22 protein-coding genes are annotated in these 21,710 nt (G+C 71.6%); 14 read left to right on the top strand and 8 right to left on the bottom strand.

Features of this window, described 5'->3' with window-relative positions:
- The first annotated feature begins 509 nt into the window (after positions 1-509).
- Positions 510-1,526 (top strand): hypothetical protein, encoded by a 1,017-nt coding sequence (locus C4T78_RS07040; protein WP_093353737.1) that lies wholly within the window; start codon positions 510-512, stop codon positions 1,524-1,526.
- On the opposite strand, the gene C4T78_RS07035 is transcribed toward C4T78_RS07040, so the two are convergent.
- Positions 1,513-2,349 (bottom strand): HTD2 family dehydratase, encoded by an 837-nt coding sequence (locus tag C4T78_RS07035; protein WP_093353735.1) that lies wholly within the window; start codon positions 2,347-2,349, stop codon positions 1,513-1,515. The two genes, C4T78_RS07040 and C4T78_RS07035, sit on opposite strands and share 14 nt — an antisense overlap.
- Positions 2,350-2,538: 189 nt before the next feature.
- Between C4T78_RS07035 and C4T78_RS07030 the strand changes: the two genes are divergently transcribed.
- The 3 genes from C4T78_RS07030 (at position 2,539) to C4T78_RS07020 (ending at position 5,778) form a co-directional block, all read left to right on the top strand.
- Complete coding sequence (locus C4T78_RS07030; protein ID WP_093353733.1) at positions 2,539-3,729, top strand: MmgE/PrpD family protein; 1,191 nt, start codon at positions 2,539-2,541, stop codon at positions 3,727-3,729.
- 75 nt (positions 3,730-3,804) lie between these two features.
- Complete coding sequence (locus C4T78_RS07025; protein WP_093353731.1) at positions 3,805-4,971, top strand: acyl-CoA dehydrogenase family protein; 1,167 nt, start codon at positions 3,805-3,807, stop codon at positions 4,969-4,971.
- Between the two features lie 57 nt (positions 4,972-5,028).
- A complete protein-coding gene (locus C4T78_RS07020; RefSeq protein WP_093353729.1) occupies positions 5,029-5,778 on the top strand; it encodes a GntR family transcriptional regulator in 750 nt (249 codons plus the stop codon).
- 39 nt (positions 5,779-5,817) lie between these two features.
- Here the strand turns inward: C4T78_RS07020 and C4T78_RS07015 are convergent, their stop codons facing one another.
- A complete protein-coding gene (locus C4T78_RS07015) occupies positions 5,818-7,137 on the bottom strand; it encodes an MFS transporter (RefSeq protein ID WP_374703867.1) in 1,320 nt (439 codons plus the stop codon).
- Positions 7,138-7,429: 292 nt separating this feature from the next.
- Here C4T78_RS07015 and C4T78_RS07010 point away from each other — a divergent pair, with 292 nt between their 5' ends.
- Positions 7,430-7,852, top strand: coding sequence for a cupredoxin domain-containing protein (locus tag C4T78_RS07010; protein WP_235863587.1), 423 nt, complete (start codon positions 7,430-7,432; stop codon positions 7,850-7,852).
- On the opposite strand, the gene C4T78_RS07005 is transcribed toward C4T78_RS07010, so the two are convergent.
- Positions 7,839-9,053: an FAD-dependent monooxygenase gene (locus C4T78_RS07005; RefSeq protein ID WP_093353723.1), complete on the bottom strand. Its 1,215-nt coding sequence runs from the start codon at positions 9,051-9,053 to the stop codon at positions 7,839-7,841. The two genes, C4T78_RS07010 and C4T78_RS07005, sit on opposite strands and share 14 nt — an antisense overlap.
- Before the next feature lie 148 nt (positions 9,054-9,201).
- Here C4T78_RS07005 and C4T78_RS07000 point away from each other — a divergent pair, with 148 nt between their 5' ends.
- Positions 9,202-10,002 carry an SDR family NAD(P)-dependent oxidoreductase gene (locus C4T78_RS07000; protein WP_235863586.1) on the top strand — a complete coding sequence of 267 codons (801 nt, stop codon included), beginning with the start codon at positions 9,202-9,204 and terminating at the stop codon, positions 10,000-10,002.
- A 94-nt stretch (positions 10,003-10,096) separates the two neighbouring features.
- Positions 10,097-12,391: an ATP-binding protein gene (locus C4T78_RS06995; protein WP_235863585.1), complete on the top strand. Its 2,295-nt coding sequence runs from the start codon at positions 10,097-10,099 to the stop codon at positions 12,389-12,391.
- Between the two features lie 105 nt (positions 12,392-12,496).
- Here C4T78_RS06995 and C4T78_RS06990 read toward each other — a convergent pair whose 3' ends face one another.
- Both C4T78_RS06990 and C4T78_RS06985 read right to left on the bottom strand, forming a co-directional pair.
- The gene (locus tag C4T78_RS06990) at positions 12,497-13,252 is read right to left on the bottom strand and encodes an SDR family NAD(P)-dependent oxidoreductase (RefSeq protein ID WP_093353719.1); all 756 of its coding nucleotides are present in this window, start codon (positions 13,250-13,252) and stop codon (positions 12,497-12,499) included.
- Positions 13,253-13,302: 50 nt separating this feature from the next.
- Positions 13,303-13,578, bottom strand: coding sequence for an Atu4866 domain-containing protein (locus tag C4T78_RS06985; protein ID WP_093353717.1), 276 nt, complete (start codon positions 13,576-13,578; stop codon positions 13,303-13,305).
- A 101-nt stretch (positions 13,579-13,679) separates the two neighbouring features.
- Here C4T78_RS06985 and C4T78_RS06980 point away from each other — a divergent pair, with 101 nt between their 5' ends.
- Entirely contained in the window at positions 13,680-14,549 is an 870-nt protein-coding gene (locus C4T78_RS06980) for a helix-turn-helix transcriptional regulator (protein ID WP_093353714.1), read from the top strand.
- Positions 14,550-14,668: 119 nt separating this feature from the next.
- Positions 14,669-15,091 (top strand): pyridoxamine 5'-phosphate oxidase family protein, encoded by a 423-nt coding sequence (locus tag C4T78_RS06975; RefSeq protein ID WP_093353712.1) that lies wholly within the window; start codon positions 14,669-14,671, stop codon positions 15,089-15,091.
- Between the two features lie 4 nt (positions 15,092-15,095).
- Here the strand turns inward: C4T78_RS06975 and C4T78_RS06970 are convergent, their stop codons facing one another.
- Entirely contained in the window at positions 15,096-15,569 is a 474-nt protein-coding gene (locus tag C4T78_RS06970; protein ID WP_235863584.1) for an ester cyclase, read from the bottom strand.
- A gap of 221 nt (positions 15,570-15,790) precedes the next feature.
- Between C4T78_RS06970 and C4T78_RS06965 the strand changes: the two genes are divergently transcribed.
- Positions 15,791-16,036: a hypothetical protein gene (locus C4T78_RS06965; RefSeq protein ID WP_093353706.1), complete on the top strand. Its 246-nt coding sequence runs from the start codon at positions 15,791-15,793 to the stop codon at positions 16,034-16,036.
- Complete coding sequence (locus C4T78_RS06960) at positions 16,027-16,233, top strand: hypothetical protein (RefSeq protein WP_093353704.1); 207 nt, start codon at positions 16,027-16,029, stop codon at positions 16,231-16,233. Before C4T78_RS06965 ends, C4T78_RS06960 begins: the two co-directional genes overlap by 10 nt.
- A gap of 7 nt (positions 16,234-16,240) precedes the next feature.
- Here the strand turns inward: C4T78_RS06960 and C4T78_RS06955 are convergent, their stop codons facing one another.
- The gene (locus C4T78_RS06955; protein ID WP_093353701.1) at positions 16,241-17,020 is read right to left on the bottom strand and encodes a CoA-transferase subunit beta; all 780 of its coding nucleotides are present in this window, start codon (positions 17,018-17,020) and stop codon (positions 16,241-16,243) included.
- A 26-nt stretch (positions 17,021-17,046) separates the two neighbouring features.
- Complete coding sequence (locus C4T78_RS06950; RefSeq protein ID WP_093145874.1) at positions 17,047-18,009, bottom strand: CoA transferase subunit A; 963 nt, start codon at positions 18,007-18,009, stop codon at positions 17,047-17,049.
- A 123-nt stretch (positions 18,010-18,132) separates the two neighbouring features.
- On the opposite strand from C4T78_RS06950, the gene C4T78_RS06945 reads away from it, so the two are divergent.
- From C4T78_RS06945 to C4T78_RS06935, 3 genes are all read left to right on the top strand, one after another.
- Positions 18,133-19,032 (top strand): LysR family transcriptional regulator, encoded by a 900-nt coding sequence (locus C4T78_RS06945; RefSeq protein ID WP_093353698.1) that lies wholly within the window; start codon positions 18,133-18,135, stop codon positions 19,030-19,032.
- Between the two features lie 205 nt (positions 19,033-19,237).
- Complete coding sequence (locus tag C4T78_RS06940) at positions 19,238-20,569, top strand: MFS transporter (RefSeq protein WP_093353696.1); 1,332 nt, start codon at positions 19,238-19,240, stop codon at positions 20,567-20,569.
- A 54-nt stretch (positions 20,570-20,623) separates the two neighbouring features.
- On the top strand, positions 20,624-21,673 hold the full coding sequence (locus C4T78_RS06935; protein WP_093353693.1) for a cyclase family protein: 1,050 nt from the start codon (positions 20,624-20,626) through the stop codon (positions 21,671-21,673).
- The last annotated feature ends 37 nt before the right edge of the window (positions 21,674-21,710 follow it).

The raw sequence follows: 21,710 nt of genomic DNA, 5'->3' as shown, positions 1-21,710 counted from the left end.
TCGTGGGGAGCTGGCTGAGGCCGAGGCCGAGTTCCAAGCGGTGCTGAAGGTCCAACGACGGGTCCTGGGCGAGGAACACCCCGACACCCTGACCACACGGAGGGTGCTAGAGGAGCTGCGTTCATATAGGCCTGCTCAGCTGGAGCCCCCAAAAGCGGATAGGAGCTCTGCGGAGGCGGGTTGAATCTGGCCTGCGGCGACTTGTTGCCGTTTGCGCTTGCTAGGCCGACGCTGGTCAGGCCGATTGCTGATTCTTCGGGCCGTCCACGATATGGCTTAGGCGAGATAAAAAGCCCTTCGGCAGCCGCCCAATGGTGGCTGCCGGGGTGCGCGGGCGCGGTCGGCCGCCAGGCCGCAGGCGCAAGCCCGCGCAGGCTAAGAGTAGTGAAACAAAACTCCAGTTCCTATGGCCCCGCAAAACACTCACGGGACCTGAGCAGCGGAGACGGAGCCGATGCGTTCGCCGTGTGTTCACGTCGTGGTCGGGTCGGGTGCGTAGGTTGCCGGTCATGAACGACGATCAAGCGGTGCTCGCGCGCCGGACGGTGTTGGGCGGCGCGCTGGCCGGGGCGGGGCTTCTGGCGCTCGGCGGGACGGCTTCGGCCTCGCGGCCCCGGCGGGTGCTGATCGCGACGAACGAGCCGTGGGGCACTTACCACGTCAAGCCGCTGCTGGCCGAAGCAGGCCGGCGCGGCTGGCAGCTCACGCAGCTGGTGCCCGACCGCTCCGGGGTCGCCCCGGGTGATCCGGTTCCGGTGGCGGTGCCCGGCGAGGTTTCGCGCGCGGATCTGCTGGTCGTGACGGGTGCGGAGGAGTGGCCCGCGGAGTGCGCGGCCCGCTTCCGGCGGCTGCCGCTGGCCGCCAGCTCGCTGGCCTACCTCAACCCGCGGGAGGCCGCCCGCGCTCGGTGGCTGCGGCCGCGGTTGCGTGCGATCACCGCATCGTCCCCGGCGGAGGCCCGCGCCTTCGCGGGCTACCTGGGCACCCGCCGCGAGATCCAGGTCGTCGGCGCGCCGCAGACGGACTCGCTGCCGGTGCGAGCTGCGGAACCGGGTCTGGTGCTGGTGCTCACCAGCGTCACCCACCCCGACGACACCGGTGCGGCCGCGCCCGGCACCGAACTGCTGCTGGCGGCGGCGGAGAAGCTGCAGGCCGCGGGCAAGCGCATCCTGGTCGGCCTGCACCCCCGGGAAGACCCGTCGCTGTGGAGCCGCTACGAGATCAGCGATGTCCCGTCGTTGCAGGCATCGGCGCGGGCCGAAGCGGCGATCGGGATTCCCGGCACGGTGTTCCCGCTGATCGCCGCCGTGGGCACGCCGCTGGTCGGATGCGTCGACCCGGCGCTGACCGTCCCGGATCACCTGCTGGCGGTCTGCTCCAGCACCATCGCCGAGCCGGCGTCCGCGGTGTCCGCAGTGGACAGCGCGGAACTGCCCGATCCCGCGGTGCTCGCGGACGCGGTCGGCCCCGTCGGCGGCTCCGCGGCGCGGCTGCTCGACGTCTGGGCGCGGGTCAGCCGAAGGTGATCCGGGCGGTGGCCATGACCTCGTCCGGCGCGGTGCGCACCGCCATGTCCCCGTCGGGGCCGCCGGTGATCAGCACCGGGTTGCCGGCGAATACCGGGCGGCGCAGCCGGTAGTCGACACCGGCGAGCTCGCGCTCGGGCGCCCGGTGGCGGGCGAGTTCGGTCATCAGCAGCACCAGCAGCGGGCCGTGCACCACGAGACCGGGGTAGGCCTCGACGTCGTGGGCGTAGGGCGCGTCGTAGTGGATGCGGTGCGTGTTGGCGGTCAGCGCGCTGAACTGGAACAGCCGCACCGGATCACCGGTGAAGGCCTGCTGCCACGGTGCATCGGAGACCGGGAACTCGGTGGGCCGGGCGGCGTCGGGGTCCTTGGCCGAGCTCTCCCCGCTGCGGTAGACGTAGTCCTGCTCGTCGACGAACCGCAGCTCGCCGTCCTGCCGGTACTCGCCGCGAACCGTCACGAACGCCATCTCGCCGGAACGGCCCTGCTTGACCACGACATCGGCCAGCGATGTGGTGCGCTCGGCAGGCACGCCCAGGCGCAGGGGAGCGGTGACGGTGAGCCGGCCACCGGCGAACATCCGCCGCCGGTCGGGGACCGGTGGCAGGAAGTGGCCGTGCGCCGGATGCCCGTCCGCGCCGAGCTCGCCGTGCCGCGGCCAGTCCAGGAAGTGCAGCCAGTGCCACAGCGGCGGCAGGACGTCGTCGGGCGCCGTGGTCTCCAGCGCCGCCGCCAGCGCGCGCGACGGATCGGGACGCAGCGCGTCGGTCTCGACCAGCGGCTCCGGCCGCCACTCCCGCAGGTAGGTGTCCAGTCCCGGCACTGCTCCTCCTCGATCCGCCGATTGGGCCGTACAAACGCCCCGCAAGTCTCGACCTCCCGCGTCCGGACGTCAACGGTTTCGCCGGGGCAGCCGGTTTCGGCGCGCCCTTGACCGCGCCGAGGATTTGGCCGTACAAAGATTGGCGGACAGCTCAGCGGCGCGGCCCCGCGCGCTGGCGGAAAGGTTCCCATGGCATCCATCGCCGAAGCCCTCGCGAACTGGGCGGCCGATCTCGAACCGGGCCCCGAAGACCTCGCGCTGGCCCACCGCTCGCTGCTCGACACCGCCGCGGTCACCCTCGCCGCCAGGGACGACCCGCTGGCCGGGATCGCCGCCGAGCTGCCGGACGCCGCGCGCTGGGCGGCCATCGGCCACGTGCTGGACTTCGACGACCTGCACGTCGAGTCCACCACCCACATCAGCGTGGTGACCGTGCCGGTGGTGCTGGCCACCGGCGGCGACGCGCGGGCCTACCTGGCCGGGGCCGGGGTGATGGCCCGCCTGGGCAACGCGCTCGGCTGGTCGCACTACGCCGCGGGCTGGCACGCGACCTGCACGGCCGGTGCACCGGCAGCCGCCGTCGCGGCCGGAACAGCGCTGGGGCTCTCCGCCGAGCAGCTGGCCACGGCGATGGCGCTCGCCGTTCCCGCCGCCGGTGGCGTGCAGAACGCGTTCGGCACGCACGGCAAGTCCCTGCAGGTCGGCTTCGCCGCGCAGGCCGGGGTGCGCGCCGCGCAGCTGGCGCAGGCCGGAGCCACCGCCGACCCCGCTGCCCTGGACGCCTGGCTCGGGCTGGTCGGCGGCAGCGGCGAGCTGGACCTCTCCGGGCCCGCCGTGCCGGGCGGCCTCGCGATCAAGGTATTCCCATGCTGCTACGCGATGCAGCGGCCGATCGCGGCGCTGCGCGAGATCCGCCACCGGATCCGCGGGCAGGTGCGCGGAGTGCGGGTGCGCACGCCGCAGGCCACCGTCAAACCGCTGATCCACGACCGCCCCACGACCGGTCTGGAGGGCAAGTTCAGCCTGCCCTACGCGGTGGCGACGGCGTTGCTGGACGAATACCCGGACTTCGCGGCCTTCACCGACGCAGCCGTCGGCCGGACCGCGGCGCAGGAACTGCTGCGCGGAGTGGAGTTCGAAGGCACGCCCGGCGCCGACGGCCTGCTGACCGGCGAGGTCGACATCGAGGTGACCCACGACGGCCCGCCGCTGCACGTGCGGCTGGCACAACCACCGGGCGCGCCGTCGCGACCGCCGACCGACGCCGAACTGGCCGAGAAGTTCAAGGCCTGCGGTACCGACGTCCCGGCCCTGCTCGCCGGTGCCGACTGGACGGCGGTCCGGCAACTCCTGCGCAAGACCTTCCCGCGAGCCGACTGAACACCGATCCGGAGACCGGGTTTTTCCGTTGCAAGCAGCGGAAAACCGGCACCGGGAGACTTGGAGAGCAACGCTGTGAGCACAGTGGACATCCTCAGCGCGGACGAGAAGCTCGCCGTGGAAACGGTGCGGGACTTCATCGACAAGTCCGCGAAACCGGTGGTGCAGGAGCTCGAGCACGCCAACACCTACCCGGAAGCGCTCATCGAGCAGATGAAGCAGCTGGGCATCTTCGGGCTGGCCATCCCGGAGGAGTACGGCGGCACCCCGGTCTCCACGCCCTGCTACGTGCTGATCGTCGAGGAGCTGGCGCGCGGCTGGATGAGCCTGGCCGGTGCGATGGGCGGGCACACCGTGGTCTCCAAGCTGCTGCTGGACTTCGGCACCGAGGAGCAGAAGCGCCGGTACCTGCCGAAGATGGCCACCGGCGAGATCCGCGCGACGATGGCGCTGACCGAACCGGGCGGCGGCTCGGACCTGCAGGCCATGACCACCACGGCCCGCCGCGACGGCGAGGAGTACGTGATCAGCGGTGCCAAGACCTGGATCACCAACGCCCGCCGCTCCCAGCTGATCGCGCTGCTGTGCAAGACCGACCCGAACGCCGAACCCGCGCACCGGGGCATCTCGATCGTGCTCGTCGAGCACGGCCCCGGGCTCACGGTCTCCCGCGACCTGCCCAAGCTCGGCTACAAGGGAGTGGAGAGCTGCGAACTGCACTTCGACGACCACCGCGCGCCGGTGAGCGCCGTGCTCGGCGGCGTACCGGGCAAGGGTTTCGCGCAGATGATGAAGGGCCTGGAAACCGGGCGCATCCAGGTGGCGTCCCGCGCGCTGGGCGTGGGCCGGGCCGCGCTGGAGGACGCGCTGCGCTACGCCCAGGAGCGGGAGAGCTTCGGCAAACCCATCTGGCGACACCAGTCGGTGGGCAACTACCTGGCGGACATGGCCACCAAGCTCACCGCCGCCCGGCAGCTGACGCTGCACGCGGCGCGCGAGTTCGACGCGGGCCGCCGGGTGGACATGGAAGCGGGCATGGCCAAGCTGTACGCCTCGGAGGCCGCGATGGAGATCGCGCTCAACGCGGTGCGCATCCACGGCGGCTACGGCTACTCCGCGGAGTTCGACGTGGAGCGCTACTTCCGCGACGCGCCGCTGATGATCGTCGGGGAGGGCACCAACGAGATCCAGCGCAACGTGATCGCCGCCCAGCTGGTCAAACGCGGCGGCCTCGACGCGTGAGCCGGCGCGCGGCGGGGTTCCGCTACGGTCTGTGGTGAGAACCTGGGAGGTGGTGGCGTGGCGGCGCGGACGGACGGCAGGGAGAGCGCGTACCTGCGCCTGGCGCGGGAACTGCGATCGGCGATCCTGCAGCACGACTACCCGGAGGGCAAGCGCCTGCCCACCGAGGCCGAGCTCGCCGAGAGCCACCGGGTCAGCCGCCAGACGGTGCGCCGCGCCTTCCAGGACCTCGTCGCCGAAGGCATGGTCTACCGCATCCCGGGCCGCGGCACCTTCGCCGCGCCCCGCGAGGACCAGTACCTGCGCCAGTTCGGTTCCATCGACGACCTGATGGGGCTGTCCATCGACACCACGATGCGACTGCTCACCCCGCTGCACCGCAAGGTCGACCTCGACGCGGCCGGGCGGCTGCGGCTGGCCGCCGACCGGGTGCACGTGCTGGAGTTCCTGCGCCTGCACGACGACGTGCCGTTCTGCCTGACCACGGTGTTCCTGCCACCCGAGGTCGGCAAGCTGGTCGAGTCGGTGCCCGAGCTCACCGAGGTCGGCGCCCGCAGCCGGGTGACCATCATCGGGCTGCTCGACGACCGGCTGGGCGATCCCATCGCCGAAGCCGAGCAGAGCATCACGGTCGGCACCGCGACGCCCGAGATCGCCGAGCACCTCGGCTGCGAACCGCACCGCCCGCTGCTGCGCATCGACCGCATGTACCAGTCCACCACCGGACGGCCGGTGGAGCTCGCGGTCAGCCACTTCCTGCCGGAGCACTACTCCTACCGAGTGCGCCTGCGCCGCAACGTCCGCTGAGGCCTTCCGGCTCGTTTCGGCGCCGCCGGCGGGGAGCGGTCAGCTCGCGGCCGGTACCTCGGTCGGCTCGGTCGGGCGGTCCGGCGAGCGCACCGGCAGCATCGCCACCAGGCCGACCACCAGGATGAGCACGATGCCGCCCATCCCGGCGCGCTGGCTGCCGAAGAGGGTGATGAAGCCGCTGAAGGCCAGCGGACCCAGGAAGCTGACCGCGCGGCCGGTGGTGGCGTAGAGGCCGAACACCTCGCCCTCCTTGCCCGGGGTGGCGATGCGCGCCAGGAACGTCCGGCTGGCCGACTGGGTCGGGCCGAGGAAGATCGCCAGCGTCAGCCCGCACACCCAGAACGCGGCCTTGCCCGGCGGCAGCACCAGCAGCAGCACCCCGACCACCACCAGCCCGAACAGCGCGGCGACGATGACCGCCTTCGGCCCGAACCGGTCGTCGGCCCGGCCGCCCAGGAACGCGCCGAGCCCGGCCACCAGGTTGGCGGTGATGGCGAAGACCACCACCTCGCTGGGGCTGAAGCCGAAGGTGCCCGCGGCGATCACCCCGCCGAAGGTGAAGATCGCCGCCAGCCCGTCCCGGTAGATCGCGCTGGCCACCAGGAATCCCAGCGTGCGCCGCTCCTGGCGCCACATCCAGGCCAGCCGCTTGCCGAGCACCACGTAGCTGCTCACCAGGGCGTGCCGCAGCGGTTCGCCGGAGGACGGGGCCTCGGGCACGAAGGCGAACAGCGGCACCGCGAACACCGCGAACCACACCGCGGCGAACAGCGCGACGGCGCGGATGTTCAGCCCGTTGTCCGCGGTCACCCCGAAGAGACCGACGTCGGGCTGCACGAAGCCGATCAGCACGATGACCAGCGCGACGAGCCCGCCGAAGTAGCCCATTCCCCAGCCGAACCCGGAGATGCGGCCGATCGTCGCGGGCGTCGAGACCTGCAGCAGCATCGCGTTGTAGTTCACCGTGGCGAACTCGGCGAAGACGCTGGCCGCGGCCAGCAGCACCAGGCCAAGCACCAGGTACGAGGGATCGTCCTGGACGAAGAACAACCCGGAGGTGCACACGACGACCAGCGCGGTGTGCACCGCCAGCCACAGCTTCCGCCGCCCGCCCGCGTCGCTGCGCTGCCCGGTCACCGGAGCCACCAGGGCGATGCACACGCCGGCGATCGTCAGCGCCACGCCGAGCGCCTGCGAACCGCGCTCCGGATCGGCGGCGACGCCCTCGGTCAGGTACACGGTGAACACGAAGGTCAAGATGACGGTGTTGAACGCCGAGGATCCCCAGTCCCACAGCGCCCAGCTGAACACCGCCCGCCCGCGCCGATGTTCCGTCGGCGGGGCACCCGTAGACACACCCACGCCAGGATCACACCAGCCCGCCACCGGTACAGCCAGTCGAAGAAGCCCTTCAGAGCGGTGCCGACCCCCACCGGGGCGACCCCGGGTGGATGCGTCCCGCGAGCCACAGCGCAGTGCTTGCGCAAGAGTTCGCACTGCCGTCCCACCGGGCTCACGGGCCACCACCCGGACGGGCCGCGGTTCTACGCTGGATCGTGCATTCGCAATGCCACGACGGGCCCGGACCGGGCTTGCCAACGTCGTTGCGCGGGCGTCCGGGCCGATGCGGATTCCGAGGGGGCGGACAATGCGAACCGATGTGGATGCGAACGGATTCCCCAGCCACCGCCGCCGGGTGTTCGGCGTGCTGTTCGGCGTCGTCACGATGCTGACGGCCCTGTGCGCCGGGGCGAGCACCGCCGCTGCTGCGCAACCGGCACCGGCGGGCGGCGCACCGGGCGTGGTGACGGTCCGGATGGTCGACTTCCGCCTGGAACAGCCCGACTGGCTGCCACCGGGCCGCTACACGTTCCGCGCGATCAACGCGGGAGGGGCGGTGCACGCGCTGGAGATCAGCGGACCTGGCGTCGAGAACGCGCGGACCCCGGTGGTCCGGTCGGGCGGTGCTGCCGACCTGACGGTGACCCTGGCACCCGGGGTGTACGACTTCTGGTGCCCGGTCGGCAACCACCGGCAGATGGGGATGCAGCTCTACGTCAGGGTGGGCTGACCGTGTCCGGACGCTTCCAGGACTCGCCCCGCCGCCGCGCGCCCAGCCATCTCAGGCCCTTGCAGTAGACCCGCAACGCCTTGCGCACCAACGGGTTCTGGGTCAGCCGGTGCGCCTGGTAGCGCCACGGCGGCTGCAGCCCGCTGCGCGAGGACATCGCGAAGCAGAAGTCCACCGCGTTGCGGTCGGTGTAGCGGTCGACGTCCTCGAACCATGCCATGCTGGTGCGCGCGGCGGCCTGCACCACGCGCATCGCGGCGTGGCCCTCGCCGTCGAACTCCTTGAGCGCGTTGCCGGGCTGGTCGTGCTCGTGCAGCTTCTCGGCGAGCACCAGCGCGTCGATCATGGCCAGCCTGGTGCCCGAGCCGATGGTGAAGTGCGTGGTGTGCGCGGCATCGCCGATCAGCACCGCGTTGGCGTGCCGCCAGGTCTGGTTGTGGACCTGCGTGAAGCGCTGCCAGGAGGCGGGCCTGCCGCGCGCCGCGCTGATCAGCGCGTGCCCGGCCAGGTGCTCGTCGAAGATCTCCGCCAGCAGCCGGGTGGTCGCCGCGTCGTCGAGCTCCTCGAACCCCAGCGCCCGCCAGGTCTCCTCCTGGCACTCGACGATGAAGGTGCTCACCCCGGCGCTGGACGGGTAGGCGTGGAACCAGATCCAGCCGTGCGGGGTCTGCTCGTAGCCGAAGGTGAACTCGTCGAAGACCCGGCGGGTGCCCAGCCAGATGTAGGGGTTGCGCCCCTGGCTCAGCTCGGTGCCGAACTGCTCGGCGTAGCGCTGCCGGTTCCGGCTGTTCGCGCCGTCGGCGATCACCACCAGATCGGCGTCGGCGAACTCGGCGATGTCGTCCACCGCGCGCTCGTGCTGCACGTCCACGCCGAGCTGGAGGGCACGGCGGGTCAGCTCGTCCAGCAGCACCGCCCGGTTGACGCTGTAGCCGTACCCGCTGAGGTAGGCGCGCTCACCGTGGATCGCCACCACCTGGTCCTGCCAGACCGTCGAGGCGGCCCGGATGCGCTGCGCGCTCTCCCGGTCGTTGATGTAGAGGGTGTCCAGCAGGTCGTCCCAGTACACGACGCCCCAGCCGTAGGTGGCGCCCGGCGGATCGCGTTCGAGGACGGAGATCTCGTGCCCGGCGTCGCGCAGCTTCGCCGAGATGGCGAAGTAGAGACCGGCCGGCCCGGCCCCGACGCACACGATCTTCATTGGACCTCCTGGCCGATGGCGGATGGCTCCCTGCGTGGTACCCCGCCCGGTGCTCGGCCGAACCTGCGAATGCTCCGTTCGGCCGCGCGGTGGTGCGCCCGCGGTCTGGGAGTCTGGAGTCCGGTTTCGCGCGTGGAGGTGGAGTGCGGTGGCTGAGGCGTTCGACGGCAAGGTCGTGCTGATCACCGGCGGGGGGACCGGCATCGGCGCCGCGACGGCCGCCCGGCTGGCGGCGGAAGGAGCGCGGGTGGTCGTCACCGGGCGCCGCAAGCAGCCGCTCGACGAGGTCGCCGAAGCCACCGGAGCCCTTGCGGTGCCGGGAGATTCGTCCGTGGACGCCGAGGCGCGCGCGGTCGTGCGGCGCACTGTCGAGGAGTTCGGGCGGCTGGACGTGCTCGTGGTCAACGCCGGTGGGCACGGCATGTCCGCGGTCGCCGACACCACCGACGAGGACTGGCAGCGCAGCCTCGACGGCAACCTCAACAGCGCGTTCGTGATGTGCCGTGCCGCGCTGCCCGCGCTGGTGGAAGCCGGCGGCAACATCGTGGTGATGTCCTCGGTCGCCGGGCTGTTCGCCGGGCCCGAGGTGGCCGGCTACACCGTGGGCAAGCACGCGCTGATCGGGCTGACCCGCTCCATGGCGCGCGACTACGGGCCGCGCGGGGTGCGGGTGAACGCGATCTGCCCGGGTTGGGTGCGCACACCGATGTCCGACCAGGAGATGGCCGATTTCGCCGCGGCCGCCGACCTGCCCGACCGCGAGTCCGGCTACGCCGCGGTCACCGCGGACCTCCCGCTGCGGCGGGCCGCCGAACCTGCCGAGATCGCCGCCGTGTGCCGGTTCCTGGCCTCCGGCGAGGCATCGTTCATCACCGGTGCGGTCATCGTCGCCGACGGTGGCGGCCACGCGGTGGACATGCCGACCGTGCCCATCGGCCGCGCGCTCTGAACTCGCTGCTCGCATCCGGCGGGCGGTGGTCGTAGGCTGGCGGTGCACGGTTCGCACCAATTCGCTCGTGGGGCCATCAGTGGCCAGTCGTACGGTGCGCAAACGGGTGGGCAACCTGCCCGCCGAGCGCACGAGCTTCGTCGATCGTCGGCAGGAGTGCGTCGACGTACGGCAATCGCTGTCCAGCGCCCGGATGGTCACGCTGACCGGTGTGGGCGGGGTCGGCAAGACCCGGCTCGCGCTGCGCGTGGCCGCGCAGCTGGGGCGCTCCTACCGCGATGGCGGCTGGCTGGTCGAGCTGGCCGAGGTGCACGACGACGACCTGGTGGTGCACACCGTGGCGCAGACCCTGGGCATCCAGGACTGGTCCGCGCGCGGTGTGGAGCACGTGCTCGCCGACTACGTCCGCGACAAGGAGATCCTCGTCGTGCTGGACAACTGCGAGCAGGTGCTGGACGGCTGCGTCAAGGCGTGCGCGGTGCTGCTCGACGCCGCGCCCGAGCTGCGGATCCTGGCCACCAGCAGGCAGCCGCTGGACGTCTACGGCGAGCACGTCGTCGTGGTCTCGACGTTGCCGGTCCCCGACGGCCACCCCGACGGCGCGGATGCGGGCAACTCGGTGCGGCTGTTCGCGGAGCGGGCCTCGGCGGCCGGTTTCCAGCCCGCTGCGGCCGACGGCGACGCCGTCGCGCAGCTGTGCCGGGAGCTGGACGGGATCCCGCTGGCGATCGAGCTGGCCGCCGCGCGAACCCGCTTCCTGTCGGTGGACGAACTGCTGGCCCGCATCGGCGACCGGTTCCAGCTGCTGGCGGGCAACCGCAGCGCGCTGCCGCGGCACCAGACGCTGCGGGCCACCATGGACTGGAGCTACGAGCTGTGCTCGGCGGAGGAACGGCTGCTGTGGTCGCGGATGTCGGTCTTCGCCGGCGGCGTGGACCTCGCGGCGGCCGAGGACGTCTGCGGCGGCTCGGGCCTCGGTGCGGAGGCCGTCCTGGAGCTGATGGCCGCCCTGGTGGACAAGTCGATCCTGACCCGCGAGCCGGGGCCCGCCGGAACCACCCGCTACCGGTTGCTGGCGACGGTCCGCGAGTACGGCCGGAGCCTGCTGGCCGACGACGAGCGGACGCAGCTGCGGAAGCGGCACCGGGACCACTACCTCGCGCTGGCCGAGCGGGGCGCGCGCGAGTGGTTCGGCCCGGACCAGCTGGTGTGGCGAGCGCGCATCTCCGCCGAGCACGACAACCTGCGCGCCGCCCTGGAGTTCTGCGCGACGCAACCGGGCCAGGTCCAGGAAGGACTCCGGCTCGCCGGGGCGCTGTGGTTCTACTGGACCGCCTGCGGCCTCATCGCCGAGGGCCGGAAGTGGCTGGACCGCTTGCTGGCGCTGGACACCACGCCGACCGCGCCGCGGGCGACCGCGCTCTGGGTGTGCAGCTGGCTGGCTTCCCACCAGGGAGACCTGGAGCGCGGGCGGGCCACGGCCGAGGGGTGCAGCGCGGTGGCCGAGCACCTCAAGGACGCCGGGCTGGCCGCCTTCGGGCTGCACCTGCGGGGCGTCGACGCGATGGCCGAAGGCCACCTGGAGGAGGCCAGCTCGCTCACCACGCGGGCGTGGTCCTACCACCGCACGCACCCGAAGATCACCAGTCCGATGGTGATGTCGCTGGTCCAGTCCGGCCTGGTGGCCTGCTTGCGCGGCGAGACCGACCGCGCCACCGCCTACGCGCAGGAGTGCCTGCAGCTCACCGCGAAGGCCGGCGAGCTGTGGACCCGGTCCTGGGGACTGGTGGTGCGCGGGCTCGCCAGCTGGATGCGGGGCGATGCCGACGACGCCGTGGTGCACCTGCGGGCGAGCATCGGCATCAAGACCCGCTTCAACGACCTCTTCGGACTCGGGATGGCCGCGGAAGTGCTGGCGTGGTCGCACGTCTCGCGCGGCGAGCACGCCCGGGCGGCCCGGCTCTTCGGCGTCCTCGACCGCCTGTGGCAGCTGGTCGGAGTCCCGCTGATGGGCGCGCAGCAACTGCTCGAATACCGGAGCGGTGCCGAGCGGCGTGCGCGCGCGGCGCTGGGGGAGAGCACCTTCGGCAAGCTCGTCGCCGAGACCGCGAACCTGTCGATCCTGGAGGGCCTCGCGGCAGCGATCCGGGAGAAGCCCCAGCCGCCGGACGCCATCCGGCAACCGCAGCGGGGACCGCTGACGCGCCGGGAGTACCAGGTCGCCGAAGCCATCGCGCAAGGCTTGTCGAACAAGGAGATCGCGGCCCGGCTGGTGATCAGCCAGCGCACCGCGGAAGCGCACGTGGAGCACATCCTGACCAAGCTCGACTTCGGTTCGCGCACGCAGGTGGCCGCCTGGATCGCCGGCCGGCACGAAGCCGCCACCTGAGCCCGCTCGGTTCGGCGCCGCGAACCCGCTTGCACGCAGCGCCGAACCCGAACGGGACGACCGGCCGTGCTGAGGCGACCGCGGTGGCTCCGGCGGTCAGGACGTTCAGTGCGCGGTGAGGCCGCCGTCGACGACGAGCTCGGTTCCGGTGATGAACGAGGATTCGTCGCTGGCCAGGAAGAGCATCGCGGGAGCGATCTCGGCGGGGCTGCCCGCGCGGCGCATGGGGGTGCGCGCGATGTCGGGTTGCCGGTCGCCCTGCTCGTCGAGCAGATCTTGGATCATCGGGGTGGCGATGACGCCGGGGTGCACGGAGTTGACCCGGACTCCGCGGGTGGCGTACTCGACGGCGGCGGTCTTGGTCAGCAGCCGCACCGCTCCCTTGGACGCCTGGTAGGCGGCGGCTGCTCCGCTGCCGACCAGGCCCAGCACCGAGGAGGTGTTGATGACCGAGGCGTTGCCGGCGGCGCGCAGCAGGGGCATGGCGGTCTTCATCCCGAGCCAGGTGCCGGTCTGGTTGACCGCGATCACCCGGTCCCAGGACTCGTGCGCGGTGTCCTCGATGCCGGGCCAGTCCACGATGCCGGCGAGGTTGACCAGGACGTCGAGGCGGCCGAAGTGCCGGCGGGTGAGCTCGATCGCCTCGCCCCAGCTCTCCGGCGAGGAGACGTCCAACCGGGCCGCCAGCACATCGGCGCCCTCGGCCGCCAGGCGCGCGGCGAGCTCTTCCGCGGTGTCCTGGGAGATGTCGGTGACGACCAGGCGGGCCGCTTCGCGGGCGAACAGTTCCGCGGTGGCTCGTCCGATGCCGCCGGTCGCGCCCGTGATCAGCGCGACCTTGCCCATGAGCCGTCCAGGCATGGGTGTTCCTTCCTCTCGTCGTGATGGCTGGTGATCAGGTGGCGGAACGCTCATCGCTGTGCCTGCTCGCGACGATCGCCGGTGGCGGACTCGCGATGGAGGACGAGATGCTCGTGGTGGAGCACGCCGTCGCGGATGTCGCCCGTCGCGGTGAAGCCGGTGTCGTCCACGTAGTCGATGTGGTTCCCGGTCACCGTGTAGCGGCCGGTGTAGGCGCTGCGCCGTTCGCCGCGCGCTTCGTCGTAGCGTCCGTCGGCGCGCAGCTCCTGCCGGATGTGCCCGTCCGCGGTGACCCACATGCCGATCACGTCGATATCGCTCGTCATGCCGACCAACATCGGCGACGGCGAGGAGCGGTGGCAGGACGTGCGGTGACTGGGTGTGCCACACCCACCCGGCCGAGCGGACCACTGCCTACCCTGGTGCCATGACCAGTGGTGAGCTGGGTGCGTTCCTGCGGGCGCGCCGCGCACAACGATCTCCCGAAGACGCGGGCGTGCTGCACTCCGGCCGGCGCAAGGTGACCGGACTGCGCCGCGAAGAAGTCGCCGTGCTCGCCGGGGTCAACGCCGACTACTACACCCGCTTGGAACAGGGCCGCGAGACCCGCCCGTCACCGCAAGTGCTCGACGCCCTCTGCCGCGCCCTGGATCTCGACCCCGACGCCCGCGAGCACCTGCACCGACTCGCCGGCACCGCACCGGACGGCACGCCCGCGCCGGTGCCTCAGACCGTGAGCCCCGAACTGCGGCAGCTCATGGACGGCTATCCGCACACCCCCGCCTTCGTGCTCAACCGCACCCTGGACGTGCTGGCCACCAACACCCTCGCCGAGGCGCTGTTCTCGCCGTTCCGCGCGGTGGACAACCTCGCCCGCATGATCTTCCTCGACCCCGCGGGACGACGGTTCTACGCGCACTGGGACTGGACTGCGCAGGCCACCGTGGCGAACCTGCGGGTGGCCGAGGGCTTCGCCCCGCACGACCCCGGTCTGCGGCGCCTGGTGGCCGAGCTCGGCGAAAGCAGCACGCACTTCCGCACCTGGTGGGAAACCCACCCGGTGCGCGGCAAGACCCGCGAACCCAAACATCTCGTCCACCCCGACGTCGGCCCGCTGACGCTCACCTACCAGGCGTTCGACGTGCGCGCCGCACCCGGCCAGCAGCTGATCATCTACCACGCCGAACCCGCCACACCCAGTGCCCAGGCCCTCGCACTGCTGAGCAGCCTCCACGCCACCACGCGATCGGCACCTGACCACGAGCAGCGCAGCTCCGGAGCGCATCACAGCTGGTGAGGTCGCAGCCGGGAGCGAGCGCATCCGGACTGCCGCACCGCGGCAGGTTGGACGAATGGGCATGCGATCCGGCTTCTCACCCATGGGATCGTCCGGGCAGGCCGTGTTCAATCGGCACCATGAGCGCCACCTCGCTGACCGAGCAGGACATCGAGTTCCTCCGACGCCCGCTGCACGGATTCCTGTCCGTGGCGGCGGGACCGCTCCCGCCGCAGCCCCGGCCCGTGTGGTTCGAGGTCACCGACGAGGGCACGATTCAGCTGTTCACCGGCCCGGACACGCTCAAAGTGCGCCGCCTGCGCCGCGATCCGCGGGCTTCGATCGTCGTCGCGGCTCCGGTGGGGGAGCGCGAGCGCTGGGTGTCGGTCGCGGGTCGCACCACGGTCGAACCCGACGGCGGGCGCGACCTGTGCGCCCGCCTGTTCGCCCGCTACTGGGACCTCGCCGACCTGGCCCGGGCCGAGGAGCTCGCCGGGATGCTCGCCGAGGACTGGGTCCGCGTCGTCATCCACCCGCAGACCGTGCGCCGCTTCCTGAACTGACGGTTCACGGTGCGGCCAGGCCGATCCCGGCGGGCGCGTTCTCCTCGCCGCGCATCTGGCGCAGCACGGTCTCGTTGTCGAAGTAGATGCGCTCGGCGAGCAGCTTCCCGGGCTCCTCCGGGCGGAAGATGTAGAAGGCGGCCAGTTCGAAGGACACCGGCCTGCCCGACGGCTGCTCCCCGCAGTACTCACCTCGGTGGGTGCCGTCGATCGTCACTTCCCGCACGGAGGCGCCGGGGGAGTCGTACTCGGAGTTGACCGTGACCCGGAAGTCCGGGATGGCGTCGTCCAGGATCCGGTAGAAGTCCTGCACCCCGGCGAATCCCGCGTACCGGGTGCTCAGCGGGACGACGTCGTAGAACGCGTGCTCGTCCTGGATGAACGTGCCGTACACGCGCGGCCAGTCGTGCGCGTTCTCCGCTTCGATGTGCTCGGCGATCGTGCGGCGCTGGGCCTCGATCCGCTGTGCATCGCTCATCGCCATGGCAACCCCCGCTGCGCCCGGCTGCGGTCCGACCTTCCGCACCCGACACTACTCGCCGGGCCGCGGCCCGGACGGGACAGCAGGAGCAGCAGGATGCGGCCAGGGCAGAAAGTCCCGGAATACGTACCCGCTACGTAGTACTCCCGTCGGAACCGGCTCGCGGGCGGACCAGTCTGGAGTCCTACCGAGAACCAGCCGACCCAGGACCCGCCGAGATGTACCAGCAATCCCCGCCGAGCACCGCCCTCCAGCTCGGAACCCGCTCCCCCCACCGGCCGCACGTGTACCGGAACCTGTTCCTGGGCACGTGGATCTGCGATCAGCAGGGCACCAGGGCCAACCCCGGACCGGACACCGCCCGCACCGTGCACCGCACCCACTCCGACGCGGTGCGCGCGGCGACCGGCCTGATCCCCGCGCCGCGGCTCGGCGTCCGTCCCGAGGACCGAGCATGCAGCTGAGCCACTGCACCACCGAAGAGCTCGACGCCCGCGCCCGCCGCGCCGAGCACCAGCTGACCCTCGCCCGCCAGTCCAGGCAGTGGCACCTGGCCGACCGCTACCGCCGCGAAATGCGGGCCGTGGCAGCGGAGTACGACCGCCGGCTCGGCTCCGGCCCGCACCGCACCAGGGCGATGCTGCGAGCCGAGGTCGGGTGATCTCGGCTCAGCGGAGGTAGACCCGGTCCGGGTCCACCTCCGCGCGCAGCAGCCGGAGCTCGGCTTCGGTGGGCGGCTCGACGGTGGCCAGCTCGTCGGCCACCGCGAGATCCCAGCCGGTGGCCGCGCGGACCTGCTCGACCGTGACGCCCGGGTGCGTGGCGACCAGGCGCAGCTCCTCGCCGACGCCGTCGCGGGCCAGGATGCCGAGATCGGTGATCACCCGCGTGACGCCCGCTCCGCGCGGCCGGATCCCGTCGCGCAGCGCCCGGTCCGGGCCCGGCGAGGTGCAGAAGTCGAGCTCGGCGGGCAGCGATCGCGGGTCGTGGCGGCGCATCACCACGAACACCTCGCGGGAGTTGGCCATCACCTCCATCGCGCCGCCCGAACCGGGCAGCCGCACCTTCGGCGCGTGCCAGTCGCCGATCACCGAGGAGTTCAGGTTGCCCCACCGGTCGATCTGCGCGGCGCCGAGGAAACCGACGTCGATGCGGCCGCCCTGCAGCACGTAGCCGAACAGCGCCGGCATCGACAGCACCGCCTCGGAGCCGGTGATCAGCACCGAGTCCGCGATGGTCTCCGGCAGGTGCGAGGGGTGCGCGCCGCACACCCCGGACTCGTAGACGATCTCGACGTCGGGCGCGACGGTCAGCTGCGCCAGCGACACCGCCAGGGTGGGCAGCCCGATCCCGGCGAACACGGTGTTCTTCCCGGCCAGCTCGCGCGAGGCGACCGCGGCGAGCAGCTCCGAGGACGTGACCGCCGCGGTGTTGGCTCCGGTGTTCAACTCGACTCCTCCTGCGCTGGTCGGCGTCACTGCCGACGTCCGTAGTTGACCGGCTCGCTCCACGCCTCGCCGACCGACAACCGCTGCTGGGCCTCGGTGCCGAGCTTGGCCAGGTACTCGGCGTGGTCGGCGGTGCCGCGGACCCACTCGTCGAGCCACCGCTGCAGCCGCTCGGGATCCTTGCTGATGTGCGACCAGCCGCGGTAGAAGTCGCCGTCGCGGTCGTAGTAGCCCTGCGCGAAGGCCGGGTGCGCGCCGCGCGGGCACTCGACGACCGCGTCCACCGCGTGCGCGGGCACCACCGTGCGGTTCGGGTCTGAGCGGATCACCTCGTCGGCCACCACCTCCTCGACCACCACGATCACCTTCCGCGCGGCGTAGGCGGCTTCGGCCTGGATGCCGGTCAGGCCCCAGATCTGGGTGTTGCCCGCCCGGTCGGCGCGCTGCGCGTGGATGATCGTGACGTCCGGGTTCAGCGGCGGCACCACGTAGATCTGCTCCGGCTCGCCGTCCGGGCCCGGGTAGGGCGAGGTGACCTTGCGGATCCCCGGGTTGACCGACGGCACGTCGCTGCCCGCGTAGGAGCGCAGCGGGTAGAACGGCAGCCGCTGGGCACCGGCCAGGTAGCGGCAGATCATCCCGTAGTGGCTGTACTCCTCGTACTCCAGCGGTTCGGGCTGCCCCGTCTCGATGCGGCGGCGCAGCTCGCCGAGCGAACCGGCGGTGGAGTTGCCCACGAACGACGACACCAGCTTGCGCACGCAGCCACCGGCGATCAGCTGGTCGGTGACGATGTCGGCGGTCATCCGCGCCACCGTGAGGTCCCGGCGGCCCTGGCGGATGATCTCGTGCCCGGCGGCGGTCGGGATCAGGTGCGTGAAGCCCTCCAGCGCCACGGTCGCCCCGTCGGTGACGTGGGCGGCGATCGCCTCCCGCATCGTCGTGGTCTTGTCCGGCCTGCGGACCGGCTCGGCGACCGGGTTGTGCATCGTCGGGGCTCCTCGGTGTTCGGTTCGGGTCGAGCTCACGCTGCCAGCCGCCATTGATAGCTGTCCAATACTGAATTAGTGTCGGATCAAGAGCGTTCACTGATGAATATGCCGAGGTCTGCCGTGGAGCTTCGCTACCTGACCGCGTTCGTCGCCGTCGCCGAGGAACTGCACTTCGGGCGGGCGGCCAAGCGGCTGCAGATGGCGCAGCCGCCGCTGAGCCAGCAGATCCGGCAGCTGGAGCGCGAGCTCGGTGTCCAGCTCTTCGAGCGCAACACCAGATCGGTGCGGTTGACCAGCGCGGGGGAGTCGTTCCTGGAACCGGCCCGCGCGGTCCTCGACGACGTCGACACCGCGGTGCGCGCCGCCAAAGCCGCAGGCCGCGGCGAGTACGGGCGCGTCACCGTCGGCTTCGCCGGCGCCTCCAGCCACGAATCGCTGCCGCTGCTGACCCGCGCGGTGCGCGCCGCGCATCCCGGCCTGGACCTGGTGATGCGCGGGCAGACCTACGCCAACGTCGCGCTGGCCAAGGTCGCCGACGGCTCGCTGGACCTGGGCTTCGTCCGGCTCCCGGTCAACCAGCCCGGCGTGCGGACCCGGGTGATCGAGGTCGAGGAGCTGATCTGCGCGCTGCCCACCGACCACCCGCTGGCCCAGCAGGAGAGCATCGCGATCGAGCAGCTGGCCGACGAGCCGTTCGTGAGCTTCCCGGCCAACGCCGGGTCCACCTTGCGCGACGCGCTGGTCAAGGCGTGCGTGTCGGGCGGGTTCAACCCGAGGGTCGTCCAGGAGGCGCCGGACTCCTACACGATCCTCGCGCTGGTGGCCGCGGGCGTCGGCGTCACGCTGACCCTGACCTCCTGCCAGCACATCCAGCAGACCGGCCTGGTCTACCGGCCGCTGGCGGGCGAGCCGACCCGGATGCACGCGGCGCTGGCCTGGCGCACCGACAACGCCTCGGCGGCCCTGCGCACGGTCCTGGAGATCGCCGAGGAAGCGCTGCCCACCCCGGCCGCGCACTGAACATTCCGGGCGAACGGGACCGGCCTGCTCGGCGGTCCACGCGGTGACCAGGCAAGACGCCGCCGATTGAGAGGCGTGGCGTCTTGCTGTCGCACCGATTCTGTATTGGACAGTCTTGGTGTGAGGTGAAACGGTTGCCCCCATCACATCGGGACGTGAGCGCGTGCTGAGCGCTCACCGGCACCGAAGCTTCAAGGGAGAATGCATGGGTGCGGTCAACGCGCGCGAGCAGAGCCGGACGGCCAACCGCGCCGGGATCGGGGCCTTCATCGGCTCGACGATCGAGTGGTTCGACTTCTACATCTACGGCACGGCGTCGGCCTTGGTCTTCGACAAGGTCTTCTTCCCGGAGCTCGACGGTGCGCTCGGCACCCTCGTGGCGTTCGCGACGTTCTGGGTCGGGTTCCTGGCCCGCCCGCTCGGCGGCATCATCTTCGGCCACATCGGCGACCGGCTGGGCCGGAAGAAGACGCTGGTCATCACGCTGCTGATGATGGGCATCGCGACCACCCTGATCGGCCTGCTGCCCGGCTACGCCCAGATCGGCGTGTGGGCGCCGATCCTGCTGGTGATCATCCGCATGGTGCAGGGCATCGGCCTGGGCGGCGAGTGGGGCGGCTCGGTGCTGATCGCCTCCGAGCACGCGCCCAAGGGCAAGTCCATCCTCTACGGCGCCTTCGCCCAGCAGGGCTCGCCGGTCGGCAACACCCTGAGCACGCTGAGCTTCCTGGCCATCAGCCAGCTGCCGGACGAGGCGTTCCTGGGCTGGGGCTGGCGAATCCCGTTCCTGGCCTCCGCGCTGCTGGTGCTGGTGGGCCTGTTCATCCGGATGCGGGTCACCGAGTCGCCGGCGATGGCCAACCTGATCGAGCGCAAGAAGGTCGCCAAGCTGCCGGTCTGGGAGGTCGTGCGCTCGCACCCGACGCTGCTCGCGCTGGGCATCGGCGCCTGCACGATCGGCCTGTCGGCCACCTACTTCAAGTCGACCTTCGCGCTGTCCTGGGCCACCAGCACCCTGGAGTTCGACAAGAGCTCGTTCCTGACCATCATCCTGGTCGCCAACATCGTGCAGATCTTCGCCCAGCCCTTCGGCGCGGTCATCGCCACCAAGATGCGCAGCTGGTCCCGCGCGGTGACGATCATGCTGCTGCCCGAGGTGGTGCTGCTGCCGCTGATGTTCGTGCTGATCAGCACGAACGACTACTACCTGGCGATGTTCGGCGTGGCGATCGCGACCATCCCGCACTGCCTGTACTACGCGGCGCTGGCGGGCATGCTGGCCAGCCGGTTCCCCGCGCACGTCCGCTACACCGGCATCTCGCTGTGCTACCAGCTGTGCGGCACGATCCTCGGCGGCACCACGCCGATCGTGGGCCAGTTCCTGCTGAACCTCTCCGGTTCCATCACCGCGGTGATCGCCTACGCGATCTTCCAGGTGCTGCTGACGCTGGGCTGCATGCTGCTGCTCCTGCGCCGTCCCAACCACGACGACCGCGCGCACGCCGAGAACGCGCGTGCCGAGGCCGTCCCGGCCTGATCCGACCGGTGCGGCTCCCCGGGCGAGGGGAGCCGCACCGTCCTGGAGGTTTCCATGCAGAACCCGCGCTGGGTGCGGCGGCCCGAGGGCTCCAACTGGGGCGATTTCGGCCCCGACGACAACCTCGGTCGGCTCAACCTGATCACGCCGGAGAAGGTGCGCGCCGGTGTCGCCGAGGTCGTCGAGGGCCGCAGCTTCTGCCTGAGCCTGCCGCTGGACCTGCCCGGCGGAACCGCGCTCAACCCCAACCGGTTCCCGCCGGTGCTGCGCCCGAACCTGCGCGCGGGCCAGGTCAACTTCAACTTCGGCATGGACCGGCTGCAGCCCGGCCGCACCGACGTGCTCTGCGACGACCTGGCCGTCCTGCACCTGCAGTACTCGACGCAGTGGGATTCGCTGGCCCACGCCGGGGCGATGTTCGACGCCGACGGCGACGGCGTGCCGGAACCGGTATTCTACAACGGGTTCCGCGCCGACGAGCACGTGCTCGGGCCGTCCGGAGTGGACGACGCGGGAGCGGCGTCGCTGCACGACCGCAGCACCTCCACCGCCGGCCCACTGGGGATCGACCACATGGCCCGCACCGCGGTGCAGGGCCGCGCGGTGCTGATCGACCTGCGCGCCCACCTCGGCGACGCGCGCACCCTGGTCGGCTACCAGCAGCTCGCCGAGATCATCGCCGCCGACGGGATCGTCGTGGAGCAGGGCGACATCGTCTGCCTGCACACCGGTTTCGCCGAGCAGCTGGTGGCGATGGGCGGTGACCCGGATCCCGAGGTCTTGCACGGCTCCGGCGCCGTCCTCAACGGGCGCGACCCGCAGCTGCTGCGCTGGATCACCGACTCGGGCCTGGCGGCGCTGGTCGCCGACAACTACGCGGTCGAGGCGTTCCCCGCACCGGATGCGCCGGTGCCCAGCGCGGTGCTGCCGCTGCACGAGCACTGCCTGTTCAAGCTCGGAGTGCACCTCGGCGAGCTGTGGCGGCTCACCCCGCTCGCCGAACACCTGCGAGCCCGCGGCCGCAGCCGGTTCCTGCTCACCGCTCCGCCGCTGAACCTGCCCGGAGCGGCCGGCTCACCGGTCACCCCGGTCGCCACCGTCTAGATCAACGCGCCGGGACCTCCCGGTCGGCAAGGAAAGC

Origin of the sequence: Saccharopolyspora kobensis, from assembly GCF_900108315.1 — a bacterium.
Lineage (GTDB): Bacteria > Actinomycetota > Actinomycetes > Mycobacteriales > Pseudonocardiaceae > Saccharopolyspora > Saccharopolyspora kobensis.
Note: the sequence above shows the minus strand (reverse complement) of the source record. Positions and strands in the feature narration are given on the sequence as shown.